Source organism: Lentzea sp. NPDC036955 (assembly GCF_055608005.1).
Genome location: NZ_JBVJRC010000003.1, coordinates 70668 through 87122 on the forward strand (window position 1 = coordinate 70668; position 16455 = coordinate 87122).

The following is a 16455-nucleotide window of genomic DNA, read 5'->3' on the forward strand; positions in this document are numbered from 1 at the left end:
CGTGAACCGACACCCGTGCGACGCGTCCCACAGAGGTGGGCGGGACGCGTTAGCCCGGTCGGGGGACGTGCAGATCCCGTCCGCCTATGCTCGTAACCGACCCAGGCTCACCGTTGGGGGGACCTCAGGCGATGACGCAACCACCGCCACCGGGCAACTGGCCGCCGCCGCGCCCGGTCGGCCCGCCGCCCATGCCCGCACCGCTCGGGCAACCGCAGCGTCCGTCTTACGGGCCACCGCCCGGCATGCCCCCGCAGGGCCCACCGCCGATGGGCCCGCCGCCCCAGGGCCCGCCGCCCCAAGGCCCACCACCTCAGGGGCCGCCGCCGATGGGCCCGCCACCGATGGGTGGCCCGATGGGCCCGCCGCCGCGGCACTACGGCCCGCCTCCCGGTCCGTACGGGCCTCCTCCCGGCCAGGTCATGCCGCCGCCGCAGCCCTCGTGGGGCGGTTACGGCGCGTATCCGCCTCCGCCGCGGAAGAAGAGCAACGGCCCGATCGTGGCCCTCGTGCTCGGTGGCGTGGTGATCCTCGGCCTGGGCGCGATCGGCCTGTTCGCGGCGACGCTGAACAGCAAGGTCAAGGACGCGGGCTACTCGGGTTACACGACCTACAGCCCGACGTTCAGCAACGAGCCCACCGCGGAGACGACGACGGGAACGACGGCCCCGTCGCGGTCGGCCCCGTCACGCGCGCCGTCGACCCAGTCGACGCCCGTGGGCCCGAAGGCCGTGTACGCGCTGGCGGACCACCCGTTCCTGAAGCCCAACATCGGCGCGAACCGCCTGGCGAGCTGCCCGTTGCCCGCGATGGACTACTCGCCGGCTGGCCAGGACCGCTACCTGCGCGCGGCCCTGCCGTGCATCGAGGCGATGTGGAAGCCCGCGATGCAGGCGGCGAACATGCCGTACCAGCCCGTCGAGCTGCACATCGTGACCGAGTCGGTGCAGTACCCGTGCGGCACCGTGCGCCCGGACTCGACCGCCCGCTACTGCCAGGGTGGCATCTACTGGACGGCGAACGCCTACGCCTCCGAGCGCAACCCGAACAACCCGAACCACCCCGGCAAGTACCTGGGCCAGCTCGCCCACGAGTACGGCCACCACATCCAGTGGCTCACCGGCATGCTCAAGGCCTCGGACCGCGCGCAGTACGACGCGGGAGGGTGGGATACTCCGAAGGGCCTCGACCTGAACCGCCGGATGGAGCTGCAGGCGACCTGCTTCGGCGGCATGACGCTGGCACCGCTGTCCCACGGCGCGGTCCCGATGGACGTGATCCAGACGGGCCTCAACGACGCGGGCAACCGGGGTGACTACGACATCTACCCCACGAAGGACCACGGCACACCGCAGAACAACGCGGCCTGGGTGCGGCAGGGCTACTCGTCGAACCAGGCGTCGCAGTGCAACACCTGGGCGTCGCAGGCCCAGTACGTCTCCTAGCGAAAGGCGCACCACGTGACCCAACCGGCGGGGAACAACCCGTTCGTTCTCGCGGGCGTGTTCGCGCTGGTGGTCGCGTTCGTCCTGGGCATCGGCCAGCTGACGGGCCCGCAGGTCGTCGCGGGCCGCGCACTGGCCGAGTCCTCGCGCCCGCTCACCCAACCGTCGACGACGGACCCCTCGACCCCGATCCGCCCGCGCGCGGTCCTGCGCCTGGCGGACCACCCGTTGCTGCTCAAGCCCACGCCGCTGGCCGAGGTGACCTGCGACCTCCCGCGCTTCGGCACCTCCGACCCGGCCCTGGCCGCCTACTACGCGGCCGGCGTCGCCTGCCTCGACGCGGCCTGGGGCCCGCTGCTCACCGCGGCGAACATGCCGTTCGAGAAGCCCCTCCTGGACGCCTCCCCCGTCCTGCACGACGGCCCCTGCGGCGCCGCACCGGAGTCCGACCACGCGGTCGCCTACTACTGCGGCCGCAACCACACGATCTACATGCCGACCTCCCGCCTGCGCTCCAACGGCGGCGGCGAGGCCCCGGCCACCCACCTCGCCACGCTGTCCCACGAGTACGGCCACCACGTCCAGGCCCTCACCGGCCTGCTGCGCGCAGCCGACCTGAAGATCACCGACGCGGGCGAGCGGACCCCGGCGGGCCTGGAGATGTCGCGCCGCGTCGAACTCCAGGCGAACTGCTTCGCGGGCATGTTCCTCACCGCCGTCTCCGGCCGCGGCTCGGTCACCCCGTCGCTGGCCAGGCAGGCGCAGGAGGACTTCCAGTACGCGATCGAGGAGAAGCCGGAGGACAACGCGCACGGTTCCGCGAAGAACCAGGCCCAGTGGGCCGGTGCGGGGTTCACGGCGAACTCGACCTCGGCCTGCAACACGTTCGCGGCTCCGCCCGCGCAGGTCTCCTGACCGGTTCCCGACCGAGCCGGAGGCGAGGCGCCTCAGCCCGGCTGGGCCGAGGGCTGCGCAGCAGGCGTGCCCTCTGCCCTCGGCAGCACGACCCGGAACACCGCCCCGCCGCTGGCCGGCTCACAGCTCAACTCCCCACCGTGCGCCCGGACCACCCCCCGAGCGATGGCCAGCCCCAGCCCGGACCCCCCTGACCGCCGGTCCCGCGCGTCGTCCAGCCGCACCAACCGGTCGAAGATCCGCTCGCGTTCCGCGTCCGGCACCCCCGGCCCGTTGTCGGAGACGGTGAACCCGGTCAGGTCCACCCGGATCCGCACGGTCCCGTGTGGACCGGTCGCCTGCCGGGCGTTGTCCACGAGGTTGGCCAGCACCTGGGCCAGCCGCTGCCCGTCGCCGACGACGACCGCGGGGACACCTTCGGCGGCGATGTCGAAGTCCGGTGCCACGAACCGGGTGCGCGCCACCTCGGCTTCGGCGAGCGCGAGCAGGTCGACCTGCTCGCGTTGCATCTCGTAGCCGGCGTCGAGCTGGGCGAGGGCGAGCAGGTCGTCGACGAGCCGGCCGGCCCTGCGGGCTTCGCGGACCAGCAGGAACGACATCTGGTCGCGGTCCGGTGAGTCCACGGGGGCCTGCACCAGCGCTTCGGCGACCGCCTGCACGCCGGTGATCGGGGTGCGCAGCTCATGGGCGGCGTCGGCGACGAACCGGCGGGTGCGCAGCTCCGAACCCTCCAGGGAGTCCAGCATGCCGTCGAACGCCGCCGCGGTGCGGCCGAGCTCGGTGTCCGTGCGCGAGGGGTTCAGCCGGCCGCCGCGGTGGCCGGCGGCGATCGCCTGGGCCAGTGACGTCATCGCGTCCAGAGGGGCCAGTGCCCGCCGCACCACGAAGAACAGCAGGGCGCCGACCAGCACCACGGCCCCGAGGCCGAGCAGCACCAGCAGTTTGCGCAACCGGCCCTGGGCGGCCGAGATGGCGCCGTAGTCGGCGTCGACGGTGATCTTCACGCCCTGCGCGGTCCGTTCGCGACGGCCCGGTGAGGCCTCGTCGGGGGTCTCGCCGAACTCGCGGCCGTCGGGGAAGCGGAGCTTCACGCGCATGTTGTTGCGCGACAGGTCCTTCGCGATCTGGCGGGGCGGGCGGCCGCTGCGCAGCATCTGCACGGCGCGGTTCTCGGTCTCCATGGCCACCGTGCCGAGGTCCTTCGTGGACTGCTGGGCGAAGGTGCGGTCGACGGAGATCACCAGCGCGACCATCACGACGATCAGCACCAGCAGCACCGACACGGCCACGCGCCGCCGCAGCGACACCGTGCGCAGGGACGCCGGGCGCAGGTTCACTCCTCGGCCCGCAGCACGTACCCCAGGCCGCGCACGGTGTGCACCAGCCGCGGTCCGTGCTCCTCCAGCTTGCGGCGCACGGCGGAGACGTGGACCTCGACGAGGTTCGGGTCGTAGTCCTCGTAGCCCCACACGGCGGTCAGGATCTGCGTCTTCGACACCACCCGGCCGCGCTGGGCGGCCAGGTACACGAGCAGGCGCAGCTCGGTCGCGGTCAGCTCGATCGGCTGGTCGGCGCGCATCACGACACCGGCGTCGGCGTCCACGACGAGGTCGCCGACCTGCACCGTCGACGGTGTGCGGCCCAACCTGCGCAGCACGGCCGACACCCGCGCCACCAGCTCGGCCAGCACGAACGGTTTGCCCACGTAGTCGTCGGCACCGCCGGACAGGCCGCGCAGCCGGTCGGGGACGCCGTCGCGCGCGGTCAGCATCACCACGCCCGCGCCGGACGCGCGGCGGATCACCTCGAGCAGCTGGAAGCCGTCACGGCCGGGCAGCATCACGTCGAGCACCACGAGGTCGGGGCGGAAGCGGCCGAGGTCGGCCTCCAGCTGGCGCCCGTCCAGGCGGTGCTGCACCTCGTAGCCCGACTCGCGCAACGCGGACGAGACGGCGGCGCCGATCGCCTCGGCGTCCTCGATCACCAACACCCTGGCGGACACCTCCCCATTCTGCTGATCATCCGCGAAGTCGGCGACCCACCTTCAGCTCAGATTCAGGCTTCGCGCGCACGCTGGGCGCATGTCGAAGAAATCAGCGTGGGCCGGCGCCCTCGTCGCGGCCGCCGGGCTCACCGTCGGCGGCATCGCGGTCGCGACGGCGGCCGACAACCCCGACGGCCCGCCGGCGGCGTTCGCCGAGCGCCACCCCGGCGGCCCCGGCAAGGGCCACGGCCGGGACAAGGCGCAGAACCTCAAGGACAGCACGCTCGTGGTCGGCCGGGTCAAGGCGGTCGAGACGGGCAAGCTCACCATCACCAGGGACGACGGCGGTGAGGTGTCGCTGACCACCGACAGCGGCACGAAGCTGCGCGGCGGTGACCTCGCGGGTCTCAAGACCGACCAGCGGGTGACCGTCCGGGCCAAGGACGGCAAGGCGCTGAACGTGGCCCTCGCCAAGGCGCGCGCGCAGGGCACGGTCAAGGACGTCAACGGCGACAACGCCACGTTGATCCAGGTCGACGGCCTGCAGACGCCGCTGGACCTGTCCGCCGTGAACGAGAAGCCGAAGAACGGCGACCTCGTCGCGGTGACCGGGACCGTGTCCGACGGCAAGACCGTGAAGGTCGAGCAGTTGCGTCAGCTGCCGAAATAAAACCGGTCTCCCACGCGGGCCGCCGCGTCTGCGAACATCGCAGTGTGGCGGTTCCGCGAAGCCCGGACAGATGGGTGTTCATCCTGCTGGTCGTAGGACTGGTGGGCATCGGTGTCGCGGTCGCCCTGCTGGTGCCCACCAGGGTCCTGGGAGCGGCGGAGCCCCCGAGGCGGGTGACCGCGACCGTTGTCGAGAGCGGCTCCTGCGGCCAGGGCATGGACACCGTCGAGTGGGACGCCGACGGCCGGAAGGAGCAGGCCAAGCTCGACGGGTGCGGCCACCGCAAGGGCGAGACCGTCGAGGTCGTGATGTCCGCGGGGAACACCGGCACGGTCCAGTCCGCGGCCTCGGTCCCGGCCGGGATGCCGATGGCGAGCCGCCTCACCGCGCTGCTGCTGTGCCTCGCAGCGCTGGCGGGCGGCTTCTACGCGTTCCTCTTCCGCTACGCGCCGCTGCGCGCACCGGCCGTGCTCCCTACTCCCCGGCCGGGGTCACCTTCTTGACGTAGAGCAGCCGGTCACCCGGCTCGATCGCGTCCGCCTCCGGTGCGTCGACGCGGTACAGCGTCTTGCCCCGCACGACGCCCAGCACGATGTCGGACAGGTGCCGCGGCGACCCGCCCACCTCGCCCGGTTCGACGTCGCGCTCGGCGATCGCCAGGCCCGCGTCCGGCGTGAGCAGGTCCTCCACCATCGCCACCACGGACGGCGTCGCGGTGGCCATGCCCAGCAGGCGGCCGGCCGTCTCCGACGACACGACGACCGAGTCGGCACCGGACTGCTTGAGCAGGTGCTCGTTCTCCCGTTCCCGCACCGACGCCACGATCTGCGCCTTGGGTGCGAGCTCGCGGGCGGTGAGGGTGATCAGCACGGCCGTGTCGTCGCGGTTCGGGGCGACGACGATGGCGCGGGCACGGGCCGCGCCGGCGACCCTCAGCACGTCGTTGCGCGTACCGGAGCCGTGCACGACCACGAGCCCCTTGGCGGTCGCCGCGTCGAGCGACTCCTGCACGGTGTCGACGACGACGATCGAACCGGGGTCGACGCCGTCACCGAGCAGCGCCGCGACCGCGGACCGCCCCTTGGTGCCGTAACCGACGACCACCACGTGGTCCCGCACGACCCGCCTCCACTTCTGAATGCGCAACGCCTGACGGGAGCGCTCGGTGAGAACTTCGAGTGTCGTGCCGACCAGCACGATCAGGAACAGGACCCGCAGCGGCGTGATGACGAGGACGTTCACCAGCCGCGCGGTGGACGAGGCGGGCGTGATGTCGCCGTAGCCGGTCGTGGAGAGCGACACCGTGGCGTAGTAGAACGCGTCGAGCAGCGAGACGCCGTCCTCGTTGACGTCGCGGTAGCCGTCGCGGTCCAGGTAGACGATCAGCACCGCGAGCAGCAACGCGGCCATCGCGCCGACGACGCGCTTGAGGATCGCGCGGACCGGGCTCTGCACCTGGTCCGGCATCCTGACCACGCCGACGAGCGAGTGCGAGGCCTCGTCAGACAGGCTCATCGGGTCAACCTCTCGGGGAGCATCCGCCACAGGTGAGCGGCCGCCTCCGCGCCTTTGAGGAGCAACGGCACGACTACGCGCTCGTTCGGCGCGTGGACGCGATCATCCGGCAACGTCGCGCCGAGGTACACGAGGGGCACCCCGAGCCACGCCTGCAGCACCGCCGCCGGCCCCGACCCGCCCGCCCGTGCGAACCGCACCGGCTGGTCGAAGGCCAGCTCGAACGCCTCGCGAACGGCCTCGTTCGCCGGGTCGTCCGGGCTGATGGCGTACGGCGGCACGCCCGTGCCGCGGAAGCTGACCTCGGCCCTGATGCCCTCGGGCGTGTGCTTCGCGACGAACTCGCGCAACTGGTCGGCGACGTTCTCCGGCAGCTGGTCCGGCACGAGCCGGAAGCTGAGCTTCGCGGTCGCGGCCGCCGGGATGATCGTCTTCAGGCCGGGTCCGGTGTACCCGGCCGACAGGCCGTTGACCTCGGCGGTCGGGCGGACCCAGAGCCGTTCGAACGTGGTGTAGCCGGGTTCGCCGGACAGCGCCTGCGCGCCGCCGCCGTTGGCCGCGAGCCACTTCCGCTCGTCGAACGGCAGCGCGGCGTAGTCGGCGCGTTCCCGTTCGGTGGGCTCGCGGACGTCGTCGTAGAAACCGGGGAGTTGAACGCGGCCGTGCTCGTCGTGCAGCGCCGCGACCAACCGCGCGAGTGCCGTCGCCGGGTTCGGGACCGCACCGCCCGCGCGTCCGGAATGGACGTCGTCGATGCCGCCGAAGAACGTGATCTCACCGCCGAGAACACCGCGTTGCCCGGTGTTGACCGTCGGTGCGTCGCGATCGTGCAATGCCGTGTCGGTGAACACGACGAGGTCACATCCGAGATCGCTTTTGTGGTCTTCGAGGAGCTTTCGCAGGTGCGGGGAACCCGATTCCTCCTCACCCTCCACGAAAAGCTTCAGGGTGACGCTCGGCGCATTCTGCCCGGTCGCGGACAGGTGCGCCCTCACCGCGAGCAGGTGCATCGCGACCTGGCCCTTGTCGTCGCTCGCACCCCGCCCGCGCAGCTCGTCGCCGCTGAGGACGGGCTCGAACGGCGGGTGGTGCCAGCGTTCCACCGGGTCCACCGGTTGCACGTCGTGGTGGCCGTAGACCAGCACGGTCGGTGCGCCGGGGTCCTCGGCGGGCCAGCACGCGTAGACCGCGGGCAGCGCCGGACCGTGGTCCCAGACCTCGACCTGCGGCCACCCGTCGGCGCTGAGCCGATCGGCCAGCCACCGGGCGGATCGGTGCACGTCGGCGTGGTGCGCCGGGTCGACGCCGATCGACGGGATGGTCAGCCACTCGCTGAGCCCGGCCACGAACTCCTCGGCCAGCGCGGCGACCGCGGACCGTTCTGGATGATGAGAATCACCTGCCACGCCGCAGGACAATAGGCCAGCCCGCGCTCGCCTACGCGGTGCAGGCATGACAGGGTGACGGCATGGAACCGAACCGTTCCCGAGCGCGATCGGCGTTGGCGCTCGCCGCACTGCTCGGGCTGGCCGGGGCAACCCACTTCACCAGGCCGAAGTACTACGACGCGATCGTTCCGCGTGCGCTGCCCGGTACCCCGCGGCAGTGGACGTACGCGTCGGGCGCGGCCGAGCTCGCCGTCGCGGCAGCCGTCGCCGCACCCCGCACCCGCAGGCTCGGCGGTCTCGCCGCCGCGGCGCTGTTCGTCGCGGTGTTCCCGGCAAATGTGAAGATGGCTCTCGATTTCCGGGACAAATCACCCAAAGCCAAGGCAATTGCCTACGGTCGCCTGCCGTTGCAGGTCCCTCTTGTGGCATGGGCGTGGAAAGTGGCGAAGTCGTCGCCCTGATCACCCCCGGTGGTGAGTGGCGGGGTGTCGGCAAACGCTGTCATTTCTTGCGCGAGAAACCTTAGGATGCGCCCTGTGCAAACGCTTCTGCAACGCGCCGCGGCCGCGCTCGGCTGGGACGGGGTCGCCGTTCCGGACGTCGCCGTGCTCGGCCAGCAGGTGTCCGCGGTGGTGCGTTTGCTGCCCGAGGTCCACGAGTGGAGAACCCAGAACGGCTGGCCGCCGCGCGCGGACCCGTCGTGGTTCCGCTCCTGGTTCGAGCCGGCCGCGCACGACCGCCTGCCCGTTGCCGCCGTGGAACTGGTCGGCGTGCTCGTCAGCGAGTCGACGACGGACCGGGCGCTCCAGTCGTGCGGCACGTTGCTGACCCTCGCGCCGTGTGCGGTCATGTTGCCGCGGACCGGTGAGTCGCAGGCGTGGTCGTTCATCGAGCTCGACTACTACGGCATCGGTGTCGTGGTCGCGGACGAGCACTCCGCCGACCTGATGGTGCCGCCGGAGGACCGCTCACCGGAGTTCGGGCCGTCGCTGTTCGGCCGGTGGCTGCTCGAAGTGCTCTACGAACGCGTGCTGAAGGCCTCGCACGCACCGGCCGGGACCAGCCCGCAGTCCTGAGCCAGCCCCGGTCCTGAGCCGGACCCGCAGTCCTGCCTAGCCCACGATCCTGCCTAGCCCACGGTCCTGATCAGGGCCTTCAGGCCGTCCTCGTCCAGCAGGTCGGCCGGGCGCACCGTGTGGTCGTGCCGGACGTAGTGGAACGCGGCCCGCACCCGTTCCAGCGGCTCGTCCACCAGCGCCGCCCACGCCAGCCGGTACGCGGCGAGCTGCACCGACAACGCCGGCAGCGCCTCCTCGTCCGGCACCGCGCCGGTCTTCCAGTCGACGACGGTCCAGCCGTCCGGGTCCCGGTAGACGGCGTCCATGCGGCCGCGCACCGAGATCCCGTCGAACTCCGCCTCGAACGGCACCTCCACGTCGTGCGGGGTGCGGTCGGCCCACGGGCTGCTCAGGAACGCCTCCTTGAGGCGGTCCAGGTCCGTGTCGGGCGAGGCGTCGGCGTCACCGGCGCCGGGCAGCTCGTCGATGTCGAGCAGGCGGGTGGCGCCGAAGCGGTTCTCCAGCCACGTGTGGAACGCGGTGCCGCGGCGGGCCAGCGGGTTCGGCGGGAACGGCAGCGGCCGCCGCAACCTGCGGGCGAGCAGGTCGGGGTCCTTGGCGAGCTCGACGAGCTGGCTCACGCTCAGGTGGTCGGGCAGCAGGACCTGCTCACGCCGGTTCATCGAGGCGGCCCGTTCAGCGAGCAGCACGTCGACGTCCGCGGCCCAGCCCTCGGGGTCGGCGTCCTCCGGCAGCTCCGGGTCGTCGGGGACCACGTCGTCGGGCAGCGGTTCCGGCTCGGGCGGGAAGTCCTCGTCCGGTGGCTCGTCCGGCGGCGGGTAGTCCTCGTCGGCGGGGGTCTCCGGTTCCGGTTCCGGCTCGAAGATCAGCGGCAGCGGCTCCGGCGGTGCGGTGCGGAGCCGGTCGAGCGCGGCCAGCACCAGCTCCGCGCCCTCGACGACGGCGTCACGGCGCTTGCCCAGCGGGTCGGCGGGCCACTGCGCGGCCTTCACGTCCTCGGCGAGCGGGTTCGGGGTGCCGGGCTCGGGTTCGTCGGCCCAGACGCTGATGTCGCCAGGGGCGTTGTCGCGCTGCAGGACCGCGTGCATGTCGGTGAGGAACACCGAGGGGCCCTTGGGTTTGTCGCCCGCCTCGCCCCACCAGTGGCCGGACAGCAGCAGGCTGTGCTCGGCGCGCGTGACGCCGACGTAGAACAGCCGGCGTTCCTCGACCTGCCTGCGGTCCTCGAACTCCTCGGCGTGGATCGTGAGGGCCTCGTCGACCTCCTTGCGGTTCTGGCCGGCACTCAGCTTCAGCTCGGGCAGGTCCTGCGCGTCACCGCGCAGGTCGGCGGGCAGTTCGGTGACCGCCTTCAACCAGCACGACGACTTCTTGCGGCCCGGGAACACGTCCTTGACCAGGTGCGGCAGCGCGACGATGTGCCACTCCAGGCCCTTCGCCGAGTGCACGGTCAGGATCTGCACCCGGTCCTCGGACACCTCGACCTCGCCCGGCTCCAGCCCGTCCTCGGCGTGCTCGGCGGTGTAGAGGTAGTCGAGCAGCGACGGCAGCGTCGCCGACGGGCTGGCGGCCGCGAAGTCCGCGACGACGTCGGCGAAGGCGTCCAGGTGCGCGCGGCCGACCATGCCCGGCCGCGACATGGCCTCGATGTCCAGCAGCAACGTCCGTTCGACGTCCGCCACCAGCTCCGGCAGCGGCTGGTCGAGCCTGCGCCGGATCGCCGCCAGCTCACCGCCGAGCCTGCGGATCCGCCGGTACCCGTCCGTCGAGTACGCGTCCGGGTCGCCGGGGTCGTCCAGCGCGTCGGCGAGCCCGGCCTGCTCGGCGTGCTCCCCCGGCAGCGCGTCCGCGATCACCAGCAGCGGGTCGTCCACGGCGGACTGTCGCGACTGGACACCGGCCAGGTCCCGCGCCCTGGTCCACAACGCGGCCAGGTCGCGCGCCGCGAGCCGCCAGCGCGAGCCGGTGAGCAACCGCGCGGCCGCCGTGCCCGCGAGCGGGTCGACGAGGACGCGCAGCGCGGACACCAGGTCCCGCACCTCGGGCTCGTCGAGCAGCCCGCCGAGCCCGACGACCTCGACGGGCAGCCCGCGTTCCCGCAGCGCCGCGGCGATCGCCGCCATGTCGGACCGGCGCCGCACCAGCACGGCCGCGGTCGGCGGCGCCCCCTCCGCGTCGAGGTGCGCGATCCACTGCGCCGCGAGGTTGTCCGCCATCCAGTCGAGCTCCTGGCGGATGTCGGCGTGCAGCGCGAGCCGCACGTCCCCCGGCCCCGCACCCGGACGGGCCTTGAGCTCCTCGACGTCGAGACCGGCCTCCCGCAACGGCAACGACACCGCGTTCGCGAGCTCCAGCACCTCCGGCGGGTTGCGGAAGCTCGTCAGCAGCCCGAACTTCGTCGTCGGCGGGAAGTCGTCCGCGAACCGCGGCAGGTTCGCCGCCGACGCACCGCGCCAGCCGTAGATCGCCTGCGCCGGGTCGCCCACCGACGTGACCGGCATCGGCGCGCCCTCACCGAAGAGGCTGCGCAACAGCACGCGCTGCGCGTGCCCGGTGTCCTGGTACTCGTCGAGCAGCACCGCGCCGTACCGGGCCCGTTCGCCCTCGCTGACCTCGGGGAACCCGGCGAGCTGCGCCGCCAGCGACATCTGGTCGGCGAAGTCGAGCGCCGCCTCCCTGCGCTTGCGCTGCTGGTAGGCGTCGAGCAACGGCAGCAACGCGACCCGCAACCGTTGCGCCGCAACGATCTCCTTGAGCTTCTCGGGCAACGCGTCCCGCTGCCGCGGCGCCTTGGGGGCGTTCTCGACGAGCTCGGTGAGCCGCGCGGCGTGGTCCTGCAGCTGCTCGGGCGTGACGAGGTGCTCACCCAGCTCACCGGCGAGCGAGAGCAGGTACCCGGTGATGGTCGCGGGCACCTTGTCGGTGTCGAGGTCCTTGGCCCACGTCGACACGACGCGGTGCGCGAGCTGCCACGCTGCGGTCTCGGTGAGCAGCCGCACCCCGGGCTCGACCGGGAGCCGCAACCCGTGCTCGGTGACGAGCCGCCCCGCGTAGGCGTGGTAGGTGAGCACGACGGGTTCGCCGGTCAACACCGCCATCTTGCGCTCGCCGCTGGGGTCGAGGTCGTCGAGCAGGGTGGAGCCGGCGAGCCGCCTGAGCCGCGCCCGCACCCGGTCCGCGAGCTGGCGGGCGGCCTTGCGGGTGAACGTCAGGCCCAGGACGCGGTCCGGCTCGACCAGCCCGTTCGCCACCAGCCAGACGACCCGCGCGGCCATGGTCTCGGTCTTGCCCGCACCCGCGCCGGCGATGACCAGGGCGGGGCGGGCGGGGGCGGCGATGACCTCGGCCTGCTCGGGGGTCGGCTTGTTGAGGCCGAGGGCTTCGGCGATCTCGAAGGGGCTGACGGTCATGGCCGCCTGCCCTTGGGGTGGGGAGCGGGACGAGACCGATCAACGCGCGCATGGCGGTCAACGCGCGGCCGGTGCTCAACGCGCGCATGGTGTTCGACGGGCACACGGCGGTCAACGCATGGCCGGTACTCAACGCGCGCACGGAGCCCGACGCACGGCTCGTGCTCAACGCGCGCACGCCAGCCGACAACTACACCGCGCTCAACACGCGCACGCCAGTCAACGCGCGCACCGCGGCCAACACACGGCCGGTACTCAACGCGCGCACGGAGCCCGACGCACGGCTCGTGCTCAACGCGCGCACGCCAGCCGACAACTACACCGCGCTCAACACGCGCACGCCAGTCAACGCGCGCACCGCGGCCAACGCACGGCCGGTGCTCACCGCCCGCACGCCGTCCGACGGTTCCGTGCCGTCCCATGCGCGCCAGCGCGCCAGCCGCTGGGAGCCGCGCCGCGCCAGCAGGCCCCCCAGCACCCACACGTCGCTCCCCCGCCACACGCCCAACGCGCGCACGCCACTCAACAGCCCCACGCCACCCAACAACCCCACACCGCCCACCACGCGCGCGGCATGCGCCCGTGGCAAGGCGCGGCTCAGCGCACGAGGCGAAGAACCGGACCGGGGTGCTGAGCAACGTCACCGGCACATCTTCCTACCTGCTCCGAACGGCTCCGCACCAGCCGGGTGGACGCGGTCGCCCGGCGGTGCGCCGGGAGGGAGGTGCAGGTCACCGGCGGGCCTCACCACCTACTCGCTCACCTGGCGTCCGGACGGGTGGACCGGGCACGTGGTGCGGGCCGGGCAGCGGTCGCAGTCGGCGTTCTCGCGCGCCGTGTACGAGGGGCCGAGCACGGACTCGGCCGCGTCTTGGACGACCTCCAGCCACGCGCGGACGCCCTGTTCGTCCAGGGGGGCCTGGGTGCGTTCCACGGCGCCGGTCTTCTTGTCCTCGCGGGCCACGTACAGCAGGCGGGCGCCGCCCGGTTCGGTGCCGAGGCCGATGTGCGTGAAGCCGCCCAGGGAGGTGGCCAGCTGGTAGACGGCGAGCTGGGGGTGTTCCTGGCCGGCGTCGCGGGAGACCGGGTTCTTGCCGGTCTTGATGTCCACGACGATCGGGCGGCCGTCGGCGTCGTGTTCGAGGCGGTCGACGCGGCCGCGGACCTGGAGCCAGGGGCCGCCGTCGCGTTTCGGGACCTCGACGGACATCTCCTCCTCGACCGCCACCTGGGTGAGCTGGCTGCGGGTCATGGTGAGCCAGGCGAGGAACGTGTCCAGCATCTTCTCGACGCGCATGCGTTCGCGGCGGGAGAACCAGGGGGCGCCCGCGTCGACGGCGGCCCAGGCCTCGTCGAGCTTCACGCGCAGCTCGCGGGCGTCTGCACCCGAGGCGGCGGCTTGGGCGAGGGCGTGGACGAGGGTGCCGGTGACGGAGGCGAGCTCGGCCGGGTCCTGGCCGCCGTGGCGTTCGACGACCCAGCGCAGCGGGCACTTGGTGATCACCTCGATGGTCGAGGGGGTCACGCTGACCTTCTGCTCTTCCGTCCACAGTGGATCTTCTGACGACACGGCGGCGACGCCGTACCAGGACTCCGGGTGCGCGCCGGGAACGCCGGCCTCGGCCAGGCGGGCCAGCTGGGTGGCGGCGCGCGAACGGCGGTCGGCCGGCTCCGCGTCCGAGCACACCACCCGGCGCAGCTCGCCGACCAGCTCGGCGAGCACCAGGCCGCGCTGGGGGCGGTGGAGCTTGCGCTCGTCCTCGGCGGACGACTCGATCTCGTCCAGGAAGCGCGACGGCTGCTCGTCCTCGCCGCGGACGGCGCTGATCAGCAGCTTCGACCGGGCCCGCGACGCCGCCACGAGCAGCAGGCGGCGTTCCTCGGCCAGGATCGGCGCCACCGCGGACACCGACGGCTCCAGGCCGGCCAGCACGTCCACCATCCGCTCGACGCCCAGCACCGTGCCGCGCAGCCGCAGGTCGGGCCACGCGCCCTCCTGCACCCCCGGCACCGCGACGACCTCCCACTCCCGGCCGGCGGCGGCGTGCGCGGTCAGCACCGCCACGGCCTCGCCGACGGGTGCGGCGGCGGCCAGCGTGTCGCCGACGATCCGCTGCGACTCCAGGTAGTCCGCGAAACCGGCCACACCGGAGCCCGGCAACCGGTCGACGTACTTCGCGGCCGCCTCGAACAACGCCACGATCGCGTCGAGGTCGCGGTCGGCCTGCATGCCGGTCACGCCGCGGCGCGCCGACTGCGTGACCCACCGCTCCTGCAGCCCGGTGGCCGTCCACAGCTCCCACAGCACCGACTCGACCGTCGCACCGCGGCCGATCGCCTTGCGCGCCAGCGACAGCAGGTGCGAGATCCGGCGGGCGGGCAGCGACTCGACGTCCTCCAGCGCGGCCAGCCGGTCGTCGGTCAGCAGCACCTCGACCAGCAGCTCCCCGCTCGGCCGGTCACCGCCGGCGGCCATCTCCAGCCGCCGCAGACCACGCCGCAACCGCCGCAGCGCCAACGGGTCCGCGCCACCGTACGACGACGACAGCAGCATCGCCGCCGTGTCCTCGTCCAACGCGGACGGTGAGGCCGCCGCACGCACCAAGGCCAGCAACGGGCGCACGGACGGCTGTTGCGCCAACGGCAGCTCGTCCGACGGCACCGCCACCGGTACGCCCGCGGCGAGCAGCGCGCGCTGCAACACCGGCAGCGACAACGTGGCCGACCGCACGATCACGGCCATCTGCGACCACGGCACCTCATCGGCCAGATGGGACCGCCGCAGCTGGTCCGCCACCCACGTGGCCTCCTGCGCGGCCGAGGCGAGCAGCCGCACCTGCACCGTCCCCTCGCCGTCGACCGGCAGCACCGACCGCGTCGGCGACGCACCAGGCAACCGGGCGGCCAGCCGCGCCACCGCGTCGCGCACCTCGGGCAGCATCCGGTGCGACTGCGCCAGCACCACCGTCTCGCCCGGCACGTCCCGCAGGATGTCCGGGTCGGCGCCGCGGAACGTGAAGATCGCCTGGTCGGGGTCACCGGCGAGAACGAACCGCGCCGCACCCGACCCCAGCGTCCTGATCAGCGAGTACTGCATCGGGTCGAGGTGCTGCGCGTCGTCGACCAGCAGGTACCGCACCCGCCGCCGCTCGGCCCACAGCAGGTCCTCGTCCGTCGCGAACGCCGCGTAGGCCATCGCCACCAGCTCGGCCGCGTCCAGCGCGGGGGCGAACGCCGTCGCGGAGTCCATCCCCGACAGCAGGTTCACCTCCTCGTACTGCTGCCCGAACCGCCCGGCCGCCACCCACTCGTCGCGCCCGTGCCGCTCGCCCAGCTCGACCAGGTCCTCCGGGCCCAGCCCGCGTTCGGCGGCGCGCAGCAGCAGGTCCCGCAGCTCGTGCGCGAACCCGGGCAGCTCCAGCGCCGGCCGCAACCGCTCCGGCCAGTGCGCGGCGCCCAGCTCGACGTCACCGGCGAGCAGGTCGCGCACCATCGCGTCCTGCTCCGGCCCGGACAGCAACCGCGGCGGCGGCTCGCCGAGCAGCACCGCCTGGTTGCGCAGCACCGCGAACGCGTACGAGTGCACGGTGCGCACCAGCGGCTCGCGCACCGTCGGGAACTGCCCGGTCAGCAGCCGCGTGACGTGGGCGCGCAACGCCACGGACGCGCGCCGGTTCGCCGTGAGCACCAGCACGTTCTCCGGGTCGGCGCCGTGCTCCAGCACCACGTGCGCGGCCAGCTCGGCCAGCAGCGTCGTCTTGCCCGTGCCGGGGCCGCCGAGGACGCGCACGAAGCCCTCGTGCGCGAAGACCCGCTGCGCAGCGGCGTCCCACCGGGGACGCGGACGCGTCTCCGGTCTCCTGCGGACCAGCTGGGGTGGAAGTGCCACGCCTCGATTTCACCACGCTGCACCGACAAGATCAGTCCCGCCCGCCGATCGGAGCACCCACCGCTGCCGTCCACCTCCTCGACGGCGAGCGGTGGTTCAGCCCGTTTTGACGGTGTTGTGAGCCTCGCCACTGCGCAGCCGGTCCGGACGAACTCCCCCG

13 protein-coding genes are annotated in these 16455 nt (G+C 72.9%); 6 read left to right on the plus strand and 7 right to left on the minus strand.

Features of this window, described 5'->3' with window-relative positions:
• Positions 1-356 precede the first annotated feature (356 nt).
• Together ACZ7CF_RS09445 and ACZ7CF_RS09450 are read left to right on the plus strand one after the other, a co-directional pair.
• Complete coding sequence (locus ACZ7CF_RS09445; RefSeq protein ID WP_360386403.1) at positions 357-1445, plus strand: neutral zinc metallopeptidase; 1089 nt, start codon at positions 357-359, stop codon at positions 1443-1445.
• Positions 1446-1460: 15 nt separating this feature from the next.
• Positions 1461-2360, plus strand: coding sequence for a neutral zinc metallopeptidase (locus ACZ7CF_RS09450; protein ID WP_360386401.1), 900 nt, complete (start codon positions 1461-1463; stop codon positions 2358-2360).
• Between the two features lie 32 nt (positions 2361-2392).
• Here the strand turns inward: ACZ7CF_RS09450 and ACZ7CF_RS09455 are convergent, their stop codons facing one another.
• Positions 2393-3697, minus strand: coding sequence for a sensor histidine kinase (locus ACZ7CF_RS09455; RefSeq protein WP_470369368.1), 1305 nt, complete (start codon positions 3695-3697; stop codon positions 2393-2395).
• Positions 3694-4362 carry a response regulator transcription factor gene (locus ACZ7CF_RS09460; RefSeq protein WP_053739297.1) on the minus strand — a complete coding sequence of 223 codons (669 nt, stop codon included), beginning with the start codon at positions 4360-4362 and terminating at the stop codon, positions 3694-3696. The genes ACZ7CF_RS09455 and ACZ7CF_RS09460 overlap by 4 nt, the downstream gene beginning before the upstream one ends.
• A gap of 79 nt (positions 4363-4441) precedes the next feature.
• Here ACZ7CF_RS09460 and ACZ7CF_RS09465 point away from each other — a divergent pair, with 79 nt between their 5' ends.
• Together ACZ7CF_RS09465 and ACZ7CF_RS09470 are read left to right on the plus strand one after the other, a co-directional pair.
• Positions 4442-5014 carry a single stranded DNA-binding domain-containing protein gene (locus tag ACZ7CF_RS09465; protein WP_470369369.1) on the plus strand — a complete coding sequence of 191 codons (573 nt, stop codon included), beginning with the start codon at positions 4442-4444 and terminating at the stop codon, positions 5012-5014.
• A 74-nt stretch (positions 5015-5088) separates the two neighbouring features.
• Entirely contained in the window at positions 5089-5517 is a 429-nt protein-coding gene (locus ACZ7CF_RS09470) for a hypothetical protein (RefSeq protein ID WP_360386394.1), read from the plus strand.
• Here the strand turns inward: ACZ7CF_RS09470 and ACZ7CF_RS09475 are convergent.
• Together ACZ7CF_RS09475 and ACZ7CF_RS09480 are read right to left on the minus strand one after the other, a co-directional pair.
• Complete coding sequence (locus ACZ7CF_RS09475; protein WP_360386391.1) at positions 5489-6529, minus strand: potassium channel family protein; 1041 nt, start codon at positions 6527-6529, stop codon at positions 5489-5491. The two genes, ACZ7CF_RS09470 and ACZ7CF_RS09475, sit on opposite strands and share 29 nt — an antisense overlap.
• Positions 6526-7935 carry a M20/M25/M40 family metallo-hydrolase gene (locus tag ACZ7CF_RS09480; RefSeq protein ID WP_470369370.1) on the minus strand — a complete coding sequence of 470 codons (1410 nt, stop codon included), beginning with the start codon at positions 7933-7935 and terminating at the stop codon, positions 6526-6528. The genes ACZ7CF_RS09475 and ACZ7CF_RS09480 overlap by 4 nt, the downstream gene beginning before the upstream one ends.
• Positions 7936-7997: 62 nt before the next feature.
• On the opposite strand from ACZ7CF_RS09480, the gene ACZ7CF_RS09485 reads away from it, so the two are divergent.
• Positions 7998-8378: a DoxX family protein gene (locus ACZ7CF_RS09485; RefSeq protein WP_360386387.1), complete on the plus strand. Its 381-nt coding sequence runs from the start codon at positions 7998-8000 to the stop codon at positions 8376-8378.
• A 75-nt stretch (positions 8379-8453) separates the two neighbouring features.
• Positions 8454-8993: a hypothetical protein gene (locus ACZ7CF_RS09490; protein ID WP_197289137.1), complete on the plus strand. Its 540-nt coding sequence runs from the start codon at positions 8454-8456 to the stop codon at positions 8991-8993.
• A 53-nt stretch (positions 8994-9046) separates the two neighbouring features.
• Here the strand turns inward: ACZ7CF_RS09490 and ACZ7CF_RS09495 are convergent, their stop codons facing one another.
• The 3 genes from ACZ7CF_RS09495 to ACZ7CF_RS09505 form a co-directional block, all read right to left on the minus strand.
• Positions 9047-12406: an ATP-dependent helicase gene (locus ACZ7CF_RS09495; RefSeq protein ID WP_458429268.1), complete on the minus strand. Its 3360-nt coding sequence runs from the start codon at positions 12404-12406 to the stop codon at positions 9047-9049.
• A gap of 316 nt (positions 12407-12722) precedes the next feature.
• Positions 12723-12959, minus strand: coding sequence for a hypothetical protein (locus ACZ7CF_RS09500; protein ID WP_470369371.1), 237 nt, complete (start codon positions 12957-12959; stop codon positions 12723-12725).
• 198 nt (positions 12960-13157) lie between these two features.
• The gene (locus ACZ7CF_RS09505) at positions 13158-16295 is read right to left on the minus strand and encodes an ATP-dependent helicase (protein ID WP_470369372.1); all 3138 of its coding nucleotides are present in this window, start codon (positions 16293-16295) and stop codon (positions 13158-13160) included.
• Positions 16296-16455 lie beyond the last annotated feature (160 nt).

Coding starts and splice junctions, on each gene's coding strand:
- ACZ7CF_RS09445 (WP_360386403.1), top strand. CDS start 357: ATGGGCCCGCCGCCGCGGCACTACGGCCCGCCTCCCGGTCCGTACGGG.
- ACZ7CF_RS09465 (WP_470369369.1), top strand. CDS start 4,442: ATGTCGAAGAAATCAGCGTGGGCCGGCGCCCTCGTCGCGGCCGCCGGG.
- ACZ7CF_RS09475 (WP_360386391.1), bottom strand. CDS start 6,529: ATGAGCCTGTCTGACGAGGCCTCGCACTCGCTCGTCGGCGTGGTCAGG.
- ACZ7CF_RS09485 (WP_360386387.1), top strand. CDS start 7,998: ATGGAACCGAACCGTTCCCGAGCGCGATCGGCGTTGGCGCTCGCCGCA.
- ACZ7CF_RS09495 (WP_458429268.1), bottom strand. CDS start 12,406: ATGACCGTCAGCCCCTTCGAGATCGCCGAAGCCCTCGGCCTCAACAAG.